Source organism: Nonomuraea turkmeniaca (assembly GCF_005889735.1).
GTDB lineage: Bacteria > Actinomycetota > Actinomycetes > Streptosporangiales > Streptosporangiaceae > Nonomuraea > Nonomuraea turkmeniaca.
In genome coordinates, this window is record NZ_VCKY01000209.1 from 1 (window position 1) to 19,108 (window position 19,108).

Annotated in this window: 18 protein-coding genes; 5 read left to right on the forward strand and 13 right to left on the reverse strand. The window is 71.3% G+C overall.

The features are described 5' to 3' along the window. Positions 1-181 precede the first annotated feature (181 nt). The 4 genes from ETD86_RS41440 to ETD86_RS41455 are packed head-to-tail and all read right to left on the reverse strand — an operon-like array spanning position 182 to position 3,504. On the reverse strand, positions 182-1,138 hold the full coding sequence (locus ETD86_RS41440; protein ID WP_138672107.1) for an asparaginase: 957 nt from the start codon (positions 1,136-1,138) through the stop codon (positions 182-184). Next, positions 1,131-1,958 carry an amino acid ABC transporter permease gene (locus ETD86_RS41445; RefSeq protein ID WP_138672108.1) on the reverse strand — a complete coding sequence of 276 codons (828 nt, stop codon included), beginning with the start codon at positions 1,956-1,958 and terminating at the stop codon, positions 1,131-1,133. Before ETD86_RS41445 ends, ETD86_RS41440 begins: the two co-directional genes overlap by 8 nt. After that, positions 1,955-2,599 carry an amino acid ABC transporter permease gene (locus ETD86_RS41450; protein WP_138672109.1) on the reverse strand — a complete coding sequence of 215 codons (645 nt, stop codon included), beginning with the start codon at positions 2,597-2,599 and terminating at the stop codon, positions 1,955-1,957. Before ETD86_RS41450 ends, ETD86_RS41445 begins: the two co-directional genes overlap by 4 nt. Beyond that, positions 2,599-3,504, reverse strand: coding sequence for a glutamate ABC transporter substrate-binding protein (locus ETD86_RS41455; protein ID WP_138672110.1), 906 nt, complete (start codon positions 3,502-3,504; stop codon positions 2,599-2,601). The genes ETD86_RS41450 and ETD86_RS41455 overlap by 1 nt, the downstream gene beginning before the upstream one ends. A gap of 105 nt (positions 3,505-3,609) precedes the next feature. On the opposite strand from ETD86_RS41455, the gene ETD86_RS41460 reads away from it, so the two are divergent. The 4 genes from ETD86_RS41460 (at position 3,610) to ETD86_RS41475 (ending at position 6,749) form a co-directional block, all read left to right on the forward strand. Continuing rightward, the gene (locus ETD86_RS41460) at positions 3,610-4,752 is read left to right on the forward strand and encodes an ROK family transcriptional regulator (RefSeq protein WP_246149040.1); all 1,143 of its coding nucleotides are present in this window, start codon (positions 3,610-3,612) and stop codon (positions 4,750-4,752) included. A gap of 496 nt (positions 4,753-5,248) precedes the next feature. Beyond that, positions 5,249-5,734, forward strand: coding sequence for a hypothetical protein (locus tag ETD86_RS41465; protein WP_138672111.1), 486 nt, complete (start codon positions 5,249-5,251; stop codon positions 5,732-5,734). 112 nt (positions 5,735-5,846) lie between these two features. Continuing rightward, the gene (locus ETD86_RS41470) at positions 5,847-6,128 is read left to right on the forward strand and encodes a hypothetical protein (protein ID WP_138672112.1); all 282 of its coding nucleotides are present in this window, start codon (positions 5,847-5,849) and stop codon (positions 6,126-6,128) included. Positions 6,129-6,548: 420 nt separating this feature from the next. Then, positions 6,549-6,749, forward strand: a complete 201-nt coding sequence (locus tag ETD86_RS41475; RefSeq protein ID WP_138672113.1) for a hypothetical protein — start codon at positions 6,549-6,551, stop codon at positions 6,747-6,749. 2 nt (positions 6,750-6,751) lie between these two features. Here the strand turns inward: ETD86_RS41475 and ETD86_RS41480 are convergent, their stop codons facing one another. The 4 genes from ETD86_RS41480 to ETD86_RS41495 form a co-directional block, all read right to left on the reverse strand. Beyond that, positions 6,752-7,576 (reverse strand): class I SAM-dependent methyltransferase, encoded by an 825-nt coding sequence (locus ETD86_RS41480; RefSeq protein ID WP_246149043.1) that lies wholly within the window; start codon positions 7,574-7,576, stop codon positions 6,752-6,754. A gap of 26 nt (positions 7,577-7,602) precedes the next feature. Next, positions 7,603-8,607, reverse strand: a complete 1,005-nt coding sequence (locus ETD86_RS41485) for an enolase C-terminal domain-like protein (RefSeq protein WP_170223535.1) — start codon at positions 8,605-8,607, stop codon at positions 7,603-7,605. An 11-nt stretch (positions 8,608-8,618) separates the two neighbouring features. After that, the gene (locus tag ETD86_RS41490) at positions 8,619-9,995 is read right to left on the reverse strand and encodes an MFS transporter (protein WP_246149046.1); all 1,377 of its coding nucleotides are present in this window, start codon (positions 9,993-9,995) and stop codon (positions 8,619-8,621) included. Between the two features lie 73 nt (positions 9,996-10,068). After that, entirely contained in the window at positions 10,069-10,800 is a 732-nt protein-coding gene (locus ETD86_RS41495; RefSeq protein WP_138672114.1) for a TetR/AcrR family transcriptional regulator C-terminal domain-containing protein, read from the reverse strand. 100 nt (positions 10,801-10,900) lie between these two features. On the opposite strand from ETD86_RS41495, the gene ETD86_RS41500 reads away from it, so the two are divergent. Then, positions 10,901-12,346 (forward strand): MFS transporter, encoded by a 1,446-nt coding sequence (locus ETD86_RS41500; RefSeq protein WP_138672115.1) that lies wholly within the window; start codon positions 10,901-10,903, stop codon positions 12,344-12,346. Between the two features lie 39 nt (positions 12,347-12,385). On the opposite strand, the gene ETD86_RS41505 is transcribed toward ETD86_RS41500, so the two are convergent. From ETD86_RS41505 to ETD86_RS41525, 5 genes are all read right to left on the reverse strand, one after another. Beyond that, entirely contained in the window at positions 12,386-13,525 is a 1,140-nt protein-coding gene (locus tag ETD86_RS41505) for a VWA domain-containing protein (RefSeq protein WP_138672116.1), read from the reverse strand. Continuing rightward, positions 13,522-15,735: a DUF5682 family protein gene (locus tag ETD86_RS41510; RefSeq protein WP_138672117.1), complete on the reverse strand. Its 2,214-nt coding sequence runs from the start codon at positions 15,733-15,735 to the stop codon at positions 13,522-13,524. Before ETD86_RS41510 ends, ETD86_RS41505 begins: the two co-directional genes overlap by 4 nt. Next, positions 15,732-16,796, reverse strand: coding sequence for an ATP-binding protein (locus ETD86_RS41515; RefSeq protein ID WP_138672118.1), 1,065 nt, complete (start codon positions 16,794-16,796; stop codon positions 15,732-15,734). Before ETD86_RS41515 ends, ETD86_RS41510 begins: the two co-directional genes overlap by 4 nt. Then, positions 16,793-18,226 carry a DUF5691 domain-containing protein gene (locus ETD86_RS41520; protein ID WP_170223536.1) on the reverse strand — a complete coding sequence of 478 codons (1,434 nt, stop codon included), beginning with the start codon at positions 18,224-18,226 and terminating at the stop codon, positions 16,793-16,795. The genes ETD86_RS41515 and ETD86_RS41520 overlap by 4 nt, the downstream gene beginning before the upstream one ends. Beyond that, positions 18,226-19,108 (reverse strand): SWIM zinc finger family protein (locus ETD86_RS41525; protein ID WP_138672119.1); only part of this gene is annotated, 883 nt, incomplete at its 5' end. The genes ETD86_RS41525 and ETD86_RS41520, both read right to left, overlap by 1 nt.

Below are 19,108 nucleotides of genomic sequence, written 5' to 3' on the forward strand. Positions count from 1 at the left end.
GTCGAGCCCCACCCCGAAGAAGACCCCGACCCCGAAGAAGACCACCGGCACCAACCCGGCCAAGGGCCTCACGGAGGGTTGCGGCGGGACGCTCTGACCGGCCGAGGACTCTTACCGGCCGTGCGGCGGGGCGCTCTGACCGGCGGGGACTCCTCCTTGCCGTGTGGCGGGGTGTCCTGGGTCAGGTCAGCCTGGTGGCGATCCGGCCCACGGGGACGCCGCCGCCCAGCACGTCCACGTGCTCGAACGCGGCGGCAGGCGTGACGTCGCAGCCCATCCCCCGGAGCACCCCCAGCGCGATGGCGGTGGTGGCGCGCGGACTGCCGTCGATGACCTTCACCGCCACCGCGTGTCCCGACGCCAGCGCCACCACCATCACGCCTTCCGCGCCGCCCTTGGCCACGGCGCCGGGCAGGGCGCGCATCAGCTCGGTGTTCTGGTGTCCGGTGCCGCCGACGTACTCGGGATGGGCGCGCATCGCGTCGGCGACCTGCCGCGGCCCGCTGCCCGGCGCGGCCAGCACCAGGGCCTGCACGGCCCGTGCCAGCCCGGTCAGCGACAGCCCGAACAGCGGCGCCCCGCACCCGTCCACCGCCACGTGCGCGGCCTTCTCCCCGGCCAGCTCCTCGGTGACCGACCGCACTCGCTGCTGCAGGGGATGCTCGAAGGACAGGTAGCCGGGCACGTCCCAGCCGTTCGCGACGGCGGCGGCCAGCATGGCGGCGTGCTTGCCCGAGCAGTTCATCCGCTCGCGGGAGGCGCCGGCGCCCTGCCTGATCAGCTCGTGCATCGTCGGCTGATCCTCGGGCCACGACTCCGGGCAGCGCAGCGCCCCGGTGTCCAGGCCGTGGTCCGCGAGCAGCTCACGTACCAGCCGCACGTGGAAGTCCTCACCCGTGTGGCTGCCCGCGGCGATCGCCAGCCGCGGGCCCGCCAGCGCGCGAGCTCCGGTGCCTGCCGTGAGGCAGGCCAGAGCCTGGAACGGCTTCGCCGACGAGCGCGGCAACACCGGCGCGTCCACCAGGCCCAGCGCGACCTCGGCCCGCCCCGACGGGTCGAGGCCGACGGCGCTGCCGTAGTGCACGCTCTCCACGAAACCAGACCGGATCACCTCGGCCAGCAGGGCGAGTTCAGGCACGTGCGATCTTCCTTCTCAGCGTGACGGAGCTCGCGGGCTGGCGGGCCTCCAGTGCGCGGGCCAGCTTGGACAACGACGCGTTGACCACCAGGTAGATCAGCGCGACGACCAGGTACGTCTGGATGAGCAGGCCGTTGTAGGCGGCCAGGACCTTGCCGCTGTAGAGCAGCTCGCCGTAGCTGACGACGAAGCCGAGCGAGGTGTCCTTGAGCAGCCCGACCGACTGGCTGACCAGCGACGGCAGCACCCGGCGGGCGGCCTGCGGCAACACGATCAGCCGCACCGTCTGCAGTCGCGTGAGGCCGACGGCCAGGCCCGCCTCGGTCTGGCCGCGCTCGATCGAATGGATCCCGGCGCGGAAGATCTCCGCGTACGCCGCGGCGTTCGACACCGTCAGCGGCACGACCAGCTTCCAGAACAGCGGCAGGTCCATCCCATAACGCGGCAAGGCGAACAACACCACGTACACCAGCAACAACGCCGGAATCGTCCGGACCACCTCGACGTAGGCGGCGGCCGGGCCGCGTACCCAGGACCGCGGCGACACCCGCCCCAGCGCGAGGAGCAGCCCGAACGCCATCGACAGCGCCGCCGACACGACGGCCGCCAGGAACGTCGACCACAGCCCGTCCAGGAGATACCGCCACATGGGCCAGGTCCCGTACGGCTGCCAGCGGGCGGCGTCGAGCTGCCCGTTCGCGGCGAACTGCCGCACCGCCAGCGCCACCAGCGCCACGGCCGCCAGGGTGCCGAGCACGGTCGCGACCCGGATCCGCCGGCGTGCCTTGGGCCCCGGCTCGTCGAACAGGACGGTGCTCATCGGAGGATCACCAGCCGGCGCTCCAGCCTTCCGGTGACGAACCCGGCCGCGGCCGCGATCAGCCCGTACGCCACGCCCGCGCCCACGAAGATCGGGATGGGCTGGGCCTCGACCAGGTTCACCCGGTTGGCGGCGGCGGTGAGGTCGACGACCCCGACGGCGGCGGCCAGCGCCGTGTTCATGGTGGTGGCGATGAAGATGTTGCCGATCGGCTGCACCACCGTACGCAGCGCCTGCGGCAGGACGACGTGCCGCAACGACTGGCCGAACGTCAGCCCGATGGCCCGCGCGGCCTCGCCCTGCCCCTTCGACACCGCGTTCACGCCGGAGCGCAGCGCCTCGCCGATGTAGGCGGCCTCGTACACGGCGATCACCACGATGGCGGTCACCATCAGGTTGGCCTGGACGCCGATCTCCGGCAGGCCGAAGACGGCCAGGACGAGCAGCACCAGCAGCGGCAGGTTCTGCAGCGTCTCGACGTACGCCGTGCCGAGGGTGCGCAGCACCCGTACCGGGCTGACGCGCAGGGCGCATACCAGTACGCCCAGCACCGCCGCGCCCGCGAAGGACACGGCGGTGAGCTGGACCGTCACGATCAGCCCTTGCCACAGCTCGGGCAGGTGCTCGAGAAGGACCTCCATCAGGACCCCGGCACGGAGCCGATCTGCGGCGGCGCCGGCGCGTCACCGGTCACGACGGTGCCGATGGACGTCTTCCAGATCTCCTGCCAGACGCCCGCGTCCTGCATCTTCTTGAGCCAGTCGTTGACGAACTTCTTCATCTGGTCGTCGCCGTGCTCGAGCCCGATGCCGTACGGGTCCGTGGTGAACGGCTTCGTCACGATCTCGATCGACGGGTCCTTCTTGGCGTCGGCGATGAGGATCGTCTCGTCCTGCACGTACGCCACGCCCCGGTCCTGCTTGAGCGCCTGGATGCACTCGGGGTCGCTGCCGAAGGTGATGATCTCGGCCTGCGGCGCCAGCTTCTTGATCGCCGGGATGGCCGGGGTGTTCGCCCCCGCCAGGACCTTCTTGCCGTTCAGGTCCTCCGGCTTGGTGATGCCCGTCGTGCCCTTCTTCACCGCGATCGTCAGACCGGAGGTGTAGTACGGGCCCGCGAACGCGACCTGCCTCGCTCGCTCCTCCGTGATCGTGTACGTCTGGAACACCACGTCAACGGTACCGTTGGCGAGCAGCGCCTCCCTGGTCTCCGACGCCGAGTTGACGATCTTCACCTTGGGCTCGCCCAGGATGTACTTCGCCAGGGCCTTGCCCATCTGCGCGTCGAAGCCCTCCACCTCGCCGGTGGCCGGGTTCTGCTGGGACAGCAGGGGCGCGTCCAGCGAGCCGCCCACGAGGAGCTCGCCGCGCTGCTTGATCTTCTCCATGGTGGAGCCGGGCAGGATCTCGGCCGCCGTCGCGACCGGCGCCTTGGCCAGGACGTCGCTCTGGGGGGACGCGGCCCCGGGAACGGCGGGGCTGCTCGACTCACCGCAGGCCGACAGGGCTAACAGGGAGATGGCCGCGGCAGCGACAAACCTCTTCATGAACGGTCACTTCCTTCGATTTCGAAGATAGTCCGGACCGTAGTGGGAGATTTCGTAGCAAGTCAATACGTTGTCGGCGGAAGTCGTACATGGTAGGTATCTCACATGAATGAGCGGCTGCCCGTGCAGGGGGCACAGGGCGACCTGCTGCGACTCGTCGCCACCGGCAAAGCGGAGTCCCGCGCCGACCTGGCGCGCTTATCGGGCCTCGCCGCCTCCAGCGTGTCACTCCGCGTCGAGGAGCTCATCGACGCGGGCCTGCTCGCCGAGGAAGGCTCCGGCGCCTCCCGGGGCGGCCGCCGCCCCCGCCGCCTCCGCCTCTCCCCCACGGCCGGCGTGCTGGCCGTCGCCGACCTGGGCGCTCACCACGTACGCCTCGGGCTGCTCGACCTGAGCGGCACCCCGCTCGTGGTGGAGGAGCGCTCGTGCGAGATCGCCGACGGCCCGCGGGCCACGCTCGACCGCATCGCCGACGCCTTCGACGAACTGGTGGCGGCGCACGTACCGGCCGGAGTCCCCATCCGCGGGGTCGGCACCGGCATCCCGGGCCCGGTGGACCCCGCCACCCGCCGCGTCGTCACCCCGTCCCGCATGCCCGGCTGGAACGACTTCCTCGTCGCCGACCATCTCGCCTCCCGCTACGACCTGCCCATCTTGGTGGAGAACGACGCGAACCTGATGGCGGCCGGCGAGGCCCGCTGGTGGCCGGACCACGAGAACCTCATGGTCGTCAAGGCCGGCACCGGCATAGGCTGCGGCGTGATCGTCAACGGCCGCCTCCACCGGGGACGCGGCGCCGCCGGCGACATCAGCCACGTCCGGGTCCGCTCCGACTCCTCGGTGATCTGCGCCTGCGGCCACCCGGACTGCCTGGAGGCGTACGCGAGCGGCGCCGCCCTGATGACGGCGCTCTCGGAGGCCGGCATCAAGGTGACCCGCCCGGCCGACATCGTCGGCCTGGTGCATGACGCCGTCCCGGAGGCGACAAGCCTGGTCCGCAACGCCGGCCGCCGCATCGGCGAGGTCCTGACGGTCTTGGTGAACTTCTTCAACCCGGACGTGATCGCGGTAGGCGGCAGCCTGTCAGCAGCCGAGCCCTTGATCACCTCGATCCGCGCGGCCGTCTGGGAACGCTGCCTCCCCTTGGCCACCAGGGACCTCGAAATCGCCCCAGCACGAGCAGGCCGCGATGCCGCCCTCCTCGGCGCCGGCGCCCTCCTCCTCGAGGCCGCCCTCACCGAGACGTAACCGCGGTCAGAGCCGCGTTGAGCACGCTGCCTCATCGCTCTCAAAAGTCGTCCGGCGTCGCCCCTTCGCCCGACTCCTCGAACGCCTCACATCCGTCCCGATAGCCGGGATCCTCGGTCCGCCGGTTCCGGTCCCTTACCCACCGTTCGTGGATCGCGCTCCGTTCGTCGGCGTCGCTGCCCGGGTGACCGGAAATTCTCATCGTCTCCCCATGATGATCCTCAAGATCGAGGCGCCCGCACCGTTAATCGCCGCGAGCACCGGCTGCGCCACTGCCTCTCCTGTCTCGGGATGAGTAGCGATGACTTTGTCGCCGCTTGCCGTGTGGTCTTCGCCGCCTGCAGCTTGTCCTTGGCGTTCAACCCATTCTTGAAGGCGCCTATCGCGTCCCCAGCGTGCGTCCAGATCTTCTTATCGAGCTCGTAGGCCTTAATTACCGGCCAAAAAGAGCGATATGATATGCATCACGCCCAAGATCCGTGCGATGCTCGGCGGCATGCCTTTATCGACTCGGCGAACCTACGTGGTGGGATTCCTCGGCACGGCAAGCATGCTTCTCGGTGCCCTCGCGCTGTCCGCCTCCGGCGGCCAGAGCCACTACCTGACGTTCGGCGCGTCCCTGTGCACGGGCGGAGTGGCGCTCGCCTGGCTCGGTTTCACCGGCCGCCGCGCCGGCAGGGCGGCCTGGGCCGTCACGTTGACACTGGGGGCGGCTGGATTGTTCCTGAGCTTGCTGGTGGTGCGCGAGACCGTGTGCTGCATGTTCGGCTATCACCGCGGGATGGGCTACCCGTGGGGCTGGCTGGACAGTGCCGCCTCCGCGGAGACCATGGAGCAGATCGAGGCGCTGCGGGCGGATCCGGGACGGCTGGAGAAGACGGTCGACTGGCCCAAGGTCGTACTCGACGGCCTGTTCTGGTGGCACATCGCGGCTGCGGCCGTTCTCCCCCTCTCCCAGGCCCTCGGTAAGGCCCGGCCGTAGCGTGCGCCGGCACGGGAGCTGCCGGCTGGGTGACGACAACCGCCCGGCAGCGGTCCGGGGCGGGAGGCGTGCGTGGCATCCTAGGAGGTCGGCGATCACGAGGAGATCATCAATGTCCCACCCCTTCAGCACGCAACCCGCCCCCAAGCGCACCCCTCTCAACGCTGAGGAGCGGGTACGGGCCGAGGAGTCCTTCTCTGCTCTCGTCACCCAGCACCTCATCGACAACGGGCGGTTCCGGGTGAGCGCCGACACCCCGGAGATGGTGGAGCTGTTCCAGACGGTCGCCCGCAGGGTGGGGGACACGCTCGGGCGACCTGTGGTCAGTTACGCCAACGGCAGGTACATCGTGATCACCTTCGGCCAGGACGAGGTCCCCGGCCTCACCGGCTGAGGCCGCCGGGCTCCTCGCCGAGACTGCCGCCCCGCCGCTTCGGCCCCGGCCCCTTTGAAACCGCGTCGGTATGGAATCGGCGGACATCGTGGTATTTCAGCTCCAGCGCCTTGCCATGTTTCCAAGGGTTCGGCTCGAATACGATCCAAAGCCCGAGCGCGCCCTCATCCGTCAGCTCAGCCCGGTGAACCTTCTGGTCCTTGAGGAAGATAGGGCGGTAATTGCGGTAACACCTCGAGAGATATAGCCCGGATCGCTGAAGAACCCGTACACATTGGTAAGGCGTTCCGCTTTGTCGTATCTCATTCATTTCTCATTGGCATGTAAAGAACGCGCCTTGCCATCGTGGCACCGACACCGCACGAAAGGCGATCGTGATCTCCTGAGCGGGTTGTCGCCGTACGCCGCTCCTGGAGGTTCATGATGCGCCGCCGCCTCGCCCCCCTGCTCACCATCGCCGCCTTCGCCTCGATGGTCGTCGCCGCCGGCCCGGCCGACCCGATTCGAGCGCTCCAGGGCGCCGTCATGGGCATTACCCGCCACATGCCCGACGTCCTGACCAGGGTCCTCTCGAGCGACCCCAGCCGTCTGATCGTCCTCGCCCTCAAGGATGGCCGCTGAGGTCACGCGGGGCGGTGGAAGGTGGCCCGCCAGCGGTGCCGCTCCCCGTCTCGGAGGTCCTCGATCGTCCCCTTCTCCAGCCCGTCCGTCGCGAACGCCGCGATCTCGGACGGGCTCAGGGGCCACGGCGGCGCGAACACCGGCCCGCCTTCCTCCCGTCCCGAGGCGATCACCAGCAATGTGCCCGCGGGCCGGACGAATTCAGCGATCCGGGTGATGGCCGCGGCGTGCAGCTCTTCGGGTAGCGCCTGCACGGTCATGATCTCGACGACCAGGTCGAAGGCATGGCGCCACTCGGCGGGCGGGTTCAGCAGGTCCGCGGCCTCATACCGCACCGGGCTCGCGGGGAAACGTTCCTTCGCCAAGCGGACGGCCGACTCGCTGACGTCGAAGGCCACCGTCTCGTAGCCGAGACCCGCCACGTATTCGGCGTCGTCGCCGAGCCCGGCCCCGACGACCACCGCCCGTCCCGTCCCGGCGATGCCCCATTCGGTCAGCAGGAGGTGCGGGGACCGGGAGTCCCACGGCACGATCGCGTCCCCCGTCGCCGACTCGGCGTAGAGCCGCTCGAACCAGCCCACCGGATCACCGGAGGCCAGCGACTCTGCGGCCAGCCTGATGGCGTCCTCGTCCGGATCTCTCCCCGTCATCCATGCCCCCGGCAAGATCTCATAGGGTTCGCCGCGCTCCGCTTCCGTCGCCAGTTCTACCAGATTGACCCGATCGCCCAGCGGGCCGACCAGCTCGCGCTGCGCGAACAGGTGATCGTGCACGTGCCCCTTGCGCCGCAGTGCCACGTCAAAGCCGGCGACGGCCCAGCCGCCCACGCGCACAAGATGATCAGGTAGGAACCTTACGCGTGGAATGACTCCTTCACCATCCGCCGCAGCCGCGTCTCGTCGATGTCGTGGCCGAGCCCGGACTGGGTCAGGGGGACGGCGATGACGCCGGCGTTGGCGCCCACGATCGGGGTGACGATCTGGTTCTGGCGGGGTGGTTGCGTCACGTCGCACGGCAGGGTGCAGCCGGGCAGGCTGGCGACGGCCACCGTCGCCGCCCGGGCCAGGCCCGCGCCCTGGCCGCCCGTGCACTGGATGTCCCAGCCCGCGGCCGCGGCGCGGTCATGCGCCCGGCGGGCCTCGGTCAGTGACGGGAACGCCGCCGGCCGCAGCAGCAGGACGCGGGCGGCGCGCAGCGTCAGGTAGTCGTCGAGCTCGAAGGTCGAGCCGAGCTCGACGGCGACCGACGCCGCCACCTGGTCCTGCAGCGCGGCGTGCGTGTAGACGTCGCCGGCGGCGAAGGGCCGCTCGATCACCTCCAGGCCGTAGGAGTCGAGCGCGACGAGCTGGCCGAGGTCGGTGTAGGCGTTGCCGCAATCGACGGCGAGGGTCAGCGCGGGGTACGCCTGCCGCACCGCCCGCACCGGCTCGACGTCCCAGCCGGGCCTGATGTCGAGCGTGACGTGCCCGTACCCAGCGCAGACCTGCTGGTTGACCCGGGCGACGAGGCTCTCGGGCGACGGGTCGGGCGTCAGGCGCACGGTGGCCATGAGCGAGGTGCGGGTGCCGCCGATCGCCTCGGCGAGCGGCACCCCTCGCATCCTGGTCCACAGGTCCCAGCAGGCCATGTCGACCGCCGAGTCGCCGGTCGGCAAGGTGTCTGGGTGCTCCCAGTCGACCCCGATCAGCAGGGCGGCCAGCGTCTCCTCGAGTCTCGACCAGGTCTTGGGCTGAGGGGAGATCGCCTCGCCCCAGCCGGTCATGCCGCCGTGGTCGGTGAGCTTCACGAGCAGGCTCTCCGACCGCTTGCCGAACGGCAGGACCAGCCGGAAGACCTCAAGCTCCCGCACTCGCGGCATGTACCCCCCTTTTATGACGCGGTTCTCTCCATAGTGCCTGCTCGCGCGGAACGCACCAAACGCGGGGCCAGGAGGAAGGCCAGAAACGCGAGCACGACGGTGGAGGCGAGGCCGATGGCGTAGTTCTCGGCGGCGGCGGTGAACAGGGCGCCGCTGCCCGCGACGGCCACCACGGTGAACACCGACTCGCCCACGCCCACGGCCGCGCTGTTCTGACCTTCCTCGCCCTCCGCCGACATCTGCAGGACGAGGACGGACACCGTCGGGTGCAACGCGCCGATACCGAGCCCGGCCAGAGCCATGGCCACGTACGCGACCGCGATCGGCACCCCGTCCACCAGCACGAGCGTCACCAGCGCGAGCCCGGTGGCGAGCAGGCCGGCGCCGCCGCGGATGGCGGTCATGTGCCCGATCCGGCCGCGACCCTTGATCCAGGAGCCGGTGGACCAGCCGAGCGCGCCGATGGTGAGGACGACACCGGCCCCCGTGGCGCTGAGCCCCCGCTCGTTCATCAGCATGAGCGGGATGAGCACCTGGGCCGCGGTGAGCGAGCCGAACGCGAGACCGCGCAGCACGGGCGCGGTCGGCAGGCCGGGCGCGGCCCTGAGCGAGCCGGGCAGCAGCAGCTTGGGCAGGACCACGGCCAGCAGGACGACGCCTGCGGCGAGGAGGGGCAGTCCCGCGAGCTTCAGCGCGCTGCCGTACTGGATGAGCGCGGCGGCGACAGCGGTCAGCGAGGCCCAGAGGAGCTTGCGGCCGAGGCCGGGGGCGGGCTCGGCGATGCCGCCTCCCAGCTCGCGGCCGACGGTGCCGCGCCAGAGCAGCAGCGCCGACGGGACGACGATCAGCGAGACGCCGAGGAAGATCCACCGCCAGTCGGCGTTCTCGACCACGAAGCCGGCGATCGCGGGCCCGATCATGGACGGCACCACCCATGCCGCCGAGAACAGGGCGAACACCTTCGGATGCAGGGCTCCCGGATAGACCCGGGCGACCAGCACGTACAACGCGACCTGCGTCGCCCCGGCCCCGAGTCCCTGCACGAACCGGCCGGCGACGAACATCTCCATGTTCGGCGCGAACCCGGCCAGCAGCAGCCCGGCCACGAAGGTCGCCACACCGGCCGCGATCGGCTCCAGCGGGCCCCGCCGGTCGCTCCACCGCCCGCCCAGCACTGTCGCGATCACGCTGGCCGCCAGGGTGGCGCTGAAGGCCAGGTTGTACAGGTGCATCCCGCGCAGTTCGCGGGCCACCACAGGCATGGCCGTGGCCACCGCCATCGCCTCGAACGCCAGCAACGTCACGATCGCGACGAGCCCGAAGCTCAGCGCCCGGTACGGGGCGGACACCACGCCCGCCGTTTCCGATCTCTCCATAGTCGTCGTCATGGCGGGCACGCTATGGCCTGACCGGCGGCAGGCACATCGGGCGCGGGGCCTAGGCGGTCCTGGGCCCTTCGCCCTAAGGCATGCGGGCCTCGATGCCGTCGAGCAGGAGTTCGAGCCCGTACAGGAAGCGGTCTTCGCCGTCGTCGGCGATCAGCTCGTCGATGAACTTGCTGACCATCGGGAACCGATCCGGCGGCAGCTCCCGGTAGTAGGCGGCGATCTGCCCGGCGAAGTGTTCGAAGTACTCCCCCTGGTCCGAAAGACCGGACGCCCGCATCCGCGCGTAGTGGACAGAGCCCTCGTAGGCGTCGCCGACGACGTACAGGGAGAGCCGGTCCATCGCCATGGACGCCTGGCGCGGCGCCATGCCGGCCTCGATGAGCAGCCCGAAGACGAACTCGCCGATGCGGATCGAATTCTCTCCCGTGGGGATGTTGGCCAGGGCCGCCCTGGCCACGTCGGTGTGGCGGGCCAACACCCGGTGCACCTCCACGGCGTAGGCGCGAAGTTGTTCCTTCCACCGGGCCGGATCGCGTCCGGGCAACTGGATCTCGCCGAGCACCTGGTCGTAGACCAGCTCAAGCAGTTCCTCTTTGTTGGCCACGTGTGCGTAGAGCGAGGCCGGGCCGGTGTCGAGCTCCTGGGCGACGCGTCTCATGCTGAGCGCGTCGAGCCCTTCGGCGTCCAGGATCCGGAGCCCGGTCTCGACGATCAGCTCCTGGCTCAGCTGCCGCTTGGGCGGCGCCGGCTTGCGCGACTTGCGCCACGGCGGCGCCGGCACGCCTTCTGTCCTCTCGCGATCCATACGAACAGCGTACTTGACACGAACGGCGTTCGTCACTAAAACGGTGTTCGTAACGAACAGCGTTCGTCGCTAGAACACCGTTCATGACGAAGGAGTCCCGATGACGACCACCGCCTCCGCGGCGGCCACCGAGGTCCAGCCGTATCGCTGGCGCTGGGTCGCGCTCTTCGTGATCCTGGCCGCCGAGGTCATGGATCTGCTGGACGCGCTCGTGACCACGATCGCCGCCCCCACCATCCAGAAGGAGCTCGGCGGCTCCGACAGCCTCGTGCAGTGGCTGGGCGCCGGTTACACGCTGGCCATGGCCGTCGGCCTGATCACCGGCGGCCGGCTCGGCGACCTGTACGGCAGGAAGCGCATGTTCCTGATCGGCGCCTTCGGCTTCACCGCCGCCTCGCTGCTGTGCGGGGTCGCGGTCAGCCCGGCGATGCTGGTCGGCAGCCGGGTGTTGCAGGGCCTGTTCGGGGCCGTGATGATCCCGCAGGGCCTGGGCCTGATCAAGGAGATGTTCCCGCCGCGCGAGCTGGGCAAGGCGTTCGGCCTGTTCGGCCCGGTCATGGCCATCTCGTCGGTCGGCGGCCCCATCCTGGCCGGCTGGCTGGTCGACGCCGACTTCTTCGGCACCGGCTGGCGCATGATCTTCCTCATCAACCTGCCGATCGGACTGGCCGCCGCGCTGGCCGCGATGCGGTTCCTGCCGGAGTTCCGCCTCTCGAACGCCACCAGGCTCGACCTCGGCGGCGTGGCCCTGGTGTCGGTGGCCGCGTTCCTGCTGATCTACCCGCTCATCCAGGGCCGCGAGCTGGGCTGGCCCGCGTGGACGTTCGCCTCGATAGCGGCCTCGATCGTGTCGTTCGCGGTGTTCGGCCGCTACGAGTCCCGCCGTGCCAAGGCGGGCAAGGACCCGCTGGTCACGCCGGGCCTGTTCGGCAAGCGGGCCTTCACCGGCGGACTGGTGGCCGGTCTGGCGTTCTTCTCCGGCATGATGGGCTTCGGCCTGGTCTTCAGCCTTTACACCCAGGTGGGACTCGGGTTCACGCCGCTGCAGGCCGGTCTCGCCGGGCTGCCGCAGGCCGTGGGCGGCGTGCTCGGCTTCGGCCTGGCGATGTCCGGCCTGCAGGAAAAGCTCGGCCGGGGCCTGTTGCAGATCGGCACCGTCGTCATGGCCGCCGGCGCGGCCGTGCTCGCCCTGACCATCCACCTGGCCGGGGTCGACGTCACCGGCTGGCAGCTCGCCCCCGGTCTCGGCCTCGTCGGCATCGGGATGGGCCTGACCATGGCGCCGTTCTTCGACATCGTGCTCGCCGGGGTCGAACCGCACGAATCCGGCTCCGCCTCCGGCACGCTGACCGCGGTCCAGCAGCTGGGCGGCGCGCTCGGCACCGCCGTCCTGGGGACGCTGTTCTTCAACCTGCTCGCCAGTGGGTGGAGCTTCGGGGCGTCGATGCAGGTCACGGTATGGGTCGAGGTCGGGCTGCTGGTACTGACGCTGGCGCTGTCGTTCCTGCTGCCCCGCCGGGCCCGGCCGGAACAGGCCGGCCACTGAGCGTCATGAGACCGCGGCCCCGATGCGGGGGCCGTGGTCTCACGCGCTCATGTGCCGCTCGGCCCACTGGGCGATGTCGCGCCGCTCGATCGCCGCCGCCATCAGGTCGGGGAACGCGTCCGGCGTGCACGCGAACGCGGGCACCCCCATCGCCGCCAGCGCCGCCGCGTTGTCGTGGTCGTAGAACGGAGCGCCTTCGTCCGACAGCGCGAGCAGCACGATGACCTGCACGCCGGCCTGCGTCATCGCGGCCACCCTGCGCAACATCTCCTGCCTGACGCCGCCCTCGTACAGGTCGCTGATCAGAATGAAGATCGAGTTCGTCGGTCTCGTGATGAGCCCCTGGCCGTAGGCGATGGCCCGGTTGATGTCGGTGCCGCCGCCGAGCTGCGTGCCGAACAGCAGCTCCACCGGATCGTGCAACCGTTCGGTGAGATCCACCACCGCCGTGTCGAACACCACCAGCGACGTCTTGAGCGAGCGCATCGACGCCAGCACCGCCCCGAACACGCTCGAATACACCACCGAGGCCGCCATCGACCCGCTCTGGTCGATGCACAACACCACCTCGCGCTGCACCGACCGCTGCCTGCGGGCGTAGCCGACGAGCCGCGACGGGACGACGGTGTTGCGCTCCGGCAGGTAATTCTTGAGGTTCGCCCTGATCGTCCGGTCCCAGTCGATGTCGGCCACCCGCTTGGGGCGGTGTGTCCTCGCCGCGCGGTCGAGCGCGCCCGTCACGGCCGCCCTGGTCTTCTGCGCGAGCCTGCGTTCGAGCTCCGCCACCACCTTGCGCACGACCGCCCTGGCCGACTCGCGGGCCTGGTCGGGCATGATCTTGTTGAGCGCCAGCAGGGTGCCGACCAGGTGCACGTCGGGCTCCACCGCCTCGAGCATCTCGGGCTCCAGCAGGAGCCTGGTGAGATTGAGCTTCTCGATCGCGTCCTTCTGCATGACCTGGACGACCGTGGACGGGAAGTAGGTCCTGATGTCACCCAGCCAGCGCGCCACCCGCGGCGCCGACGCGCCCAGCCCGCCCTCTTTGCCGCCCTGGTCGTAGACGGCGGCCAGGGCCGCGTCCATCCGCACGTCCGCGCCCTGCAGCCCGCACCCGGTGCCGTCGGCGTCCCCGCCGCCCAGCACCAGCCGCCACCTGCGCATCCGCTCATCGTCGCTCATCCGCCCGCCTTCCCGAGGATCGCCCGCACGGTGGCGACGGCCGCCGCCGCGCGGCGTTCGTCCACGTCCTGCTCCTCTTCCGCTTCCGCGCGCCCGGCCGAGCGGACGCGCTCCCCGATGGCCCGGCGCTCCGGTGGGGCGAAGCTCCCGAACGTACGGCGCAACAACGGCAGCACGTCGGTGAACTGGTCACCGGACAGCCCGGTGACCCAGCCGTCGACCAGGGCCAGCAGGCGCGGGTCGTGCACCAGCAGCAGCCCGCCCCCGGCCAGGAACCCCTCGACCCAGGCCGCCGCCCTGGCCGGTGTCTGACCCCTGGACATGGCCCGGGACATGCGGTCACCTGCGTCCTGGAGCTCGCCCGAGTCGAGCAGGATCCTGGTCAGCCGCCCTTCGATCAGCCCGTGCAGGTCCGGCCGGTCGCTGATGCCACGCAAGGTGGCCAGCCACCGGTCTCTCGGCGCCGCGACGGCCCCTCCTGGAACCTCGGTGAGGAGGGCGACGGCCACGTGCACCGCGTCCATGTGCTTGAGCAGGCCGGCGGCCGCCTCGTCGTCCAGAGCCGTCACCGCCACCGGCAGCCCGACGCAGATCCGGTCCAGCATCGAGCGCACGATCACCGCCAGCCCCTCGGCCGAGGTGCCGCGCACGTCGCCGTACCGGTGAGCGCGCACCATCGCGGGCAAGGCCGCCATCAGGTGGGTGACGTCGGTGTCGAGCGCCGCCTTGGCCGACAGCGCCGCCAGCACCTCGGGCAGTGCCTCCGGCAGGTCGGCGAGCAGGCACTGCTCGACCAGCGACGTCAGATCCGCCAGCGCCGCCGCCGGCGCGCCCGCCAGGTCCCTGGCCCGCCGCGCGGCGGCGGTGTTGACGGTGGTGCCCAGGGCGGCGTGCTCGATGAGGGCGAGATCGTGCTCCGGCCGCCACCGCAGCGTCCACGTCTCCCTGAACGTCCCCTTGCCCCGCGCCTGCCCCGGCGTGCCCCAGCCGACGCCGAGCAGCCGCAACCGGTGCAGCAGATGGCTGCGATCGAGGTCGAGGGGCTTGCGCAGGTCGAGGTCGATCTCACGGTCGAGCGCCTCCGGCTTGAGCCTCAGCCGCCGCTGCTGCTCGCGCAGGTCACGCTGGAGTGGCACCATCGGCGTGCCGTCGGAGACGTGGCCCAGCCGGTCGCCCACGACCATGCGCCGCTGGATCAGCTCCACGGCCAGGTCGTCGCCTTCGCACAACACGGCCCTGGCCGCCTCGGTGACCTCACTCAACCCCGCCAGCGGGCGTCCGCGTAGCGTGGCGAGGCTGCCGGCGAGGCGTACGGACTCGATGACGTGGGCGGACGACACCGCCAGCCCTTCGTCGCGCAGCACCGCCGCGGCCTCGCCCAGCCACCGCTCCACGGGCCGGTCGGGTGCGGTGAACAGGTGGTGGTACCAGCCCGGCGACGTGATCCCCGCACCGTAGCCGCTCCACGAGGCCAGCCGCCCGTACGTCCACGGCACCCAGGTCAGCTCGGCCTTCACCTTCGGCAGCCCGCGCAGCAGCGCGCTGTCCGCCGTCGCGGACGGCAGCGGCCCGGCGAGCGCCGGCACGTGCCACGCCCCGCAGACCACCGCGATCCTGCCGTAGCCCTGCTTGAGCGTGGCGCGGAGAGTCTTGCGCATGTGCGCCTCGCGCCTGGCCTCCCGCTCGTCCGGCTCATACCCCTCGCGCACGGCGGCCATGGCCTCGGCGATCACTTCGAACCAGGGGGCCTGGTGGGATGGGCTGGAAAAGGTGTCGCCGCGGTGCTCGACGACGTCCTCCCACCAGCGTTCGGGGTCGTCGTATCCGGCGGCCGCGGCGAGCGAGCCGATCGGGTCGGCTCTCATGTCCGGGACCTCGTCATCGGCCCGGTCGGCCAGCGAATGAGCCGCGGGCAGGTCGCAGAAGCGGACGGGGACGCCGGCGGACGTGCCGTACATGATGGCCTGCCACTCCGGCGAGAACCCCGCGAACGGCCAGAAGGCGGCGTTGGCGGGCGCGCCCGGCACGTGGGCGAGCAGCGCGACGGGCGGCTCCAGGTCCGGGGCGAGCGAGACGAGCGAGTCGGCCTCGGGCGGGCCCTCGATGAGGATCGCGTCAGGCTGGATCCGCTCCAGCTCGGCCCGCACGGCCCGCGCCGACCCCGGCCCGTGGTGCCGCACCCCGAGCACGAACACGGACGTGCCGCTCATGAGATCTCGCGGCACGCACGGTAGAAGTCCCGCCAGTCCGAGCGCTCCCGCACCACGGTCTCCAGGTATTCGCGCCACACCACGCGGTCCGACACCGGCTCCTGCACCACGGCCCCCACGATCCCGGCGGCCACGTCGGACGGGCGCAGGACGCCGTCGCCGAAGTGGGCGGCCAACGCGATGCCGCTGGTGAGGACCGAGATCGCCTCGGCCGTGGACAGGGTCCCGCTGGGCGACTTCACCTTGGTGCGGCCGTCCTCGGTGACTCCCATGCGCAGCTCCCTGAACACCGTCACCACCCGCCGGATCTCCTCCAGGCCAGTCGTGGTCTGGGGCAGCTCCAGCGCCCGGCCGAGCTGGGTGACGCGGCGGGCCACGATGTCCAGCTCCTCCTCGGCGGTGGCCGGGACCGGCAGCACCACGGTGTTGAAGCGGCGGCGCAGCGCGCTGGACAGCTCGTTGACGCCCCGATCGCGGTCGTTGGCGGTGGCGATGACGTTGAAGCCGCGCTCGGCCTGCACCTCGCGGTTGAGCTCGGGGATCGGCAGCGTCTTCTCCGACAGGACGGTGATCAGGGCGTCCTGTACGTCGGACGGCATGCGGGTCAGCTCCTCGACGCGGGCGATGCGGCCCTCGGCCATCGCCCGCATCACCGGCGACGGCGTCAGCGCCTCGATCGAGGGGCCCTCGGCCAGCAGTCTGGCGTAGTTCCAGCCGTACCTGATGGCCTCCTCGGCGGTGCCGGCGGTGCCCTGCACGAGCAGCGTCGAGTCGCCGCTGATGGCGGCGGCCAAGTGCTCCGACAACCACGTCTTGGCGGTGCCGGGCACGCCGAGCAGCAACAGCGCGCGGTCGGTCGCCAGCGTGGCGACGGCGACCTCGACGATGCGGCGCGCACCGACGTATTTGGGGGTGACGCGGTCGCCGTCGCCCAGGATGTACGTGGTGACGGCCCACGGCGACAACTTCCACCCCGGCGGCCGGTGCCGGTCGTCGTCCTTGGCCAGGAGGGCCAGCTCCTCGGCGTATTGGTCCTCCGCGTGCGGGCGCAGAACGGTCACGGGGTCTCCTTCAATTCTCGGTACATGTCGGCACGGAACCGCAGCAGCGCGGCGACCTGCTGGATCGACTCGACCGGCGAGTAGCTCTCGGCCAGCGGGAACAGGGCCGGGTCGATGTGCTCGCCGGCCAGCTTGACCAGCTCGCCGAGGTTCCACGGCTGGGTGGCGGCCACCTTCACGATCTTGCGGAGGACGGCCGTGGCCAGCCCCTCACGCCAATGGGACGACACCCCGCCCAGGACCATGATGAGCTGGCTGTCCAGGTCGTGCTCGCGGACGAAATCGGCGGCGAGCTCCTGCTGCTCGTCGGGCGGCAGCGACTCCAGGAGGTCCGCGATCGGGTCCCACCCGAACATCGCCCGCGCCCACTCGGGGTCCTTCTGCAGCACGGCGGCGCGTACCCAGGCGGCCTTGACGTCGGCGTCCCAGTCGGGGATCTTCATCCGGAGCAGCCGGCCGGGCGGGTGGCCCCACACCGCGAGCGGCGCGCGGGCGATGACCTGCTGGAGCCACCACGCTCGCTCCCCCAGGCCCCGGGGCGGTTTGGCACGGACGCCGTCGCGTTCCATGGCCTTGTCGCATGCGCGGGGGGCCTCGATGGTGATGACATTTCCGGCGATGGTCACGCACGCCCGCACCCGCTCGGCCATGCGCCGGGACAGGCGCGAGCCGGGGAGACGGGCGAGGAGGTTGGCAGCGGATTGACGCACCTCCCTGCGGCGGTCGTCCAGGGCCGACTCCAGGAACGGCTCGTCGTCCATGCTCAGCCCGTCGGCCAGCACCTCCACGAACTCGGCCCGGTCGTCGGGCGTCTCACGCTCCCACGTGCTCTCCAGCAGCCGCCTGGCCTCGGCCGGGTCGGCCGCCCTGAGCGCGCGCAGGTGCGCGCGCCGGTCGGCCGCGCCACCCAGCTCCCACGTCTCGCCCGTCGGCTCCTCCAGCAGGTAGGCCCACGCGGAGTTGTGCCCGGCCAGCCACCTGCCGCGCTGCCCGGCGAGCACACCGAGGTGAACGCGGATGGAGCGGTCACGGCGGCCGCGTTCGAGCAGCTCGGGCAGCACGTAAGGAGGCACCCTGCGACCGGTCCCCGCCGCCGCGGCCAGCCATTCGGGCAGCAACCTCTCGTGCTCGCCGCCCATGATCCTGACGAGGCGCTCGGCCGCGCGCCTGGCGACAGCGGGGCGCTCTTCGCGCTCGGCCGGGCGCCGGAGTGCTGCGGCAGCATGGCGTTGGTCACTATGATCGCCGGCCGGGCCCTCCTCCTCGGATGTGAGCGCCGGCGGCATCACCTCGGCCGGTCGCCGCCCGGCCCGCCGCCCGGCCCGCCGCCTGGCCACTTCGACGGCCGCGTCCTCGAGCAGGACGCCGTCGTATGGCCTGCGGTCGGTGCCCACGAGCGCCGCCGACGCCAGCTCCTCCCACGTGCTCATCACAAGATCACCGCAGCTCCGTCGTCGTCCCACGCGGTCAGGGGGCGCAGGCATTGTGGCGTCCATTCGGCGGCCACCGTGAGCGGGTGTCCGCCCGAGACGGCGATCAGCCGCCATGGGTCACGGGACCTGGGGTGCAGCGGGAGCCCGCCGAGCGAGGTCCGTTCGGGGACCACCCCTGTCAGCACGAGCGGCCAGGACTCCGTCCACGGATCCTCGGCGAGCGCCCTGGCCACCTCGTCCAGCGCCTCCTCCGGCGACAACCCCGCGGGTCCGGCGCCACGCCCGGCGGCGAGCTGGGTCGCCGGGACGGTGCCGTAGCGGGTGGCGACCAGGGCGCGCAGCGGGGCCGCGCCGGGATAGAAGGTCACGTCGGCGTCGATGGTGGTGCCCGTGACGAGGGAGGCGTCCAAGGGCTGGCCCTGGGGGGCGAAGGAGAGGATCAGGGCCGGTCGGCCGGTGCGGCGGCCACGCAGCCAGACGCGGCGGGCCGTCAGCCGGTCCTGTGGCTCGTCGCGCCCGCCCAGCACGTCCCACTGGTCGCGCACCGCGGGCCCGGCCAGCACCTCTTCCCTGGTGACGGGGAAGCCGGTGCGGATCAGGACCGTCTGGGCCAGTGGACCGGGCAGCCCGGCTCGCCGCCGGTACGCGACGGCGAGCAGGTTGATCAGGGCGTACTCCTCCAGGAGCCGCCCCGGCCAGTCGTCCTCCGCCCGCACCCGCGCGAGCCTGGAGACGATGCCCGCCACCCCTGGGGCCTGGGCGTCGACGAGGCGCTTGGCCAGGCCGTCCCAGTCATGCTCGGCGGCCCCCGCCAAACCTTGGCGCACCTGGTCTGCCAGCCAGCGCTCCACCTCGGCCAGCCCGGATGCGACCCGCGCG